Origin of the sequence: Allobosea sp. (assembly GCF_030695125.1) — a bacterium.
Taxonomy (GTDB): Bacteria; Pseudomonadota; Alphaproteobacteria; order Rhizobiales; family Beijerinckiaceae; genus Allobosea.
The window spans coordinates 1-1,093 of record NZ_JAUYTP010000081.1 but is presented as its reverse complement, the minus strand read 5'-3'; the positions used below and the strand labels follow the sequence as shown (position 1 = coordinate 1,093).

Genomic DNA, 1,093 nt, shown 5'->3' with positions numbered 1-1,093 from the left:
AAAAGGGCCTCCACAGGGCCTTTTTCAAAGAAAATGCACACCTCTGGGGAGGGCTGAGCGCTATAGGGGAGACCTCTAGTTGCTCATTTTTTTATTTTTTTTTCTTAAAAAAAAAGTGCGCAATAACTTTTTCATAAAAATATCAATAAAATCACTCTTTTCGCAATATTTTTTTTTATTAAAAAAAAATCATAGAAATTTTATAAAAATTTCTTATAAAAAATTAAATAAATTTTTTATCATAAAATTTTATTAAAATTTTATTCTCACCTGGGGCTGAGCCTTGCGGCGATTGAGCAGGCACAGTAGGGTGGTAACCGATATTTAGTAAGATGTAAGGTAAGAATTATCTTATATGTTACTAAATATCGGTTGTTTGTCCCCGCGCATCCAAGTATCCTTACAGGTGTCCGGCCAGATGGCTGGACACACTACATGTTGTTCTGAGTGGACAATTTTTTGCCACTCGAGCCGAAAGGCTTACACACAGGCTTTTCTGGCCTCCCACTAATAGCCGTTAAAGGGCCTCCCAGTTATATGTAGCTATAAGAAGAAGGTCCTTCTATTACTTTTTTCATAATATTTTTTTATTTCCCCTCAGAAAAAACATGTAGTGTGTCCAGCTGTCTGGCCCGACTCCTGTAGCGTCTTCCTGTACCCCGTTCTTCAAAAGATCATAACGATGTGTACAAATAAAACAATCTCTTTAATCAGTGAGGCCTCTTAATAAAATTCTGTAGCGTCAACCCATCACAGGCACACTCTATCACACACAGACACTTTTAGGCACAAAAAAATTTATAAAAATAATTCATAAAATTTTCTATATTTTTTTATAGAAATTTTATGAAATATTTTTATAAAATATTTTTATCATTTTTTATAAAAATATTTTATAATTTTTTTATCAAAAAAATAAAATTATTTTTTTTATAAAAAAAATGAAATTTTTCTCTGCGACTCACGGGTATCATATCAACCCCTATTAGTGACCAAAAATGCCTTAGGGCCTCGAAAAAGTGCACTTTTTTACCCTTCAAAAAACACTTTTTTTTAGGTCGAGCAAAAAACCAGTCATTTTTAGCACCTTTTT

Annotated in this window: 1 protein-coding gene; it reads right to left on the bottom strand. The window is 32.7% G+C overall.

Annotation, left to right across the window (positions count from 1 at the left end):
- Window positions 1–893 precede the first annotated feature (893 nt).
- Window positions 894–1,093 (bottom strand): hypothetical protein (locus Q8S38_RS23770; protein ID WP_305682808.1); only part of this gene is annotated, 200 nt, incomplete at its 5' end.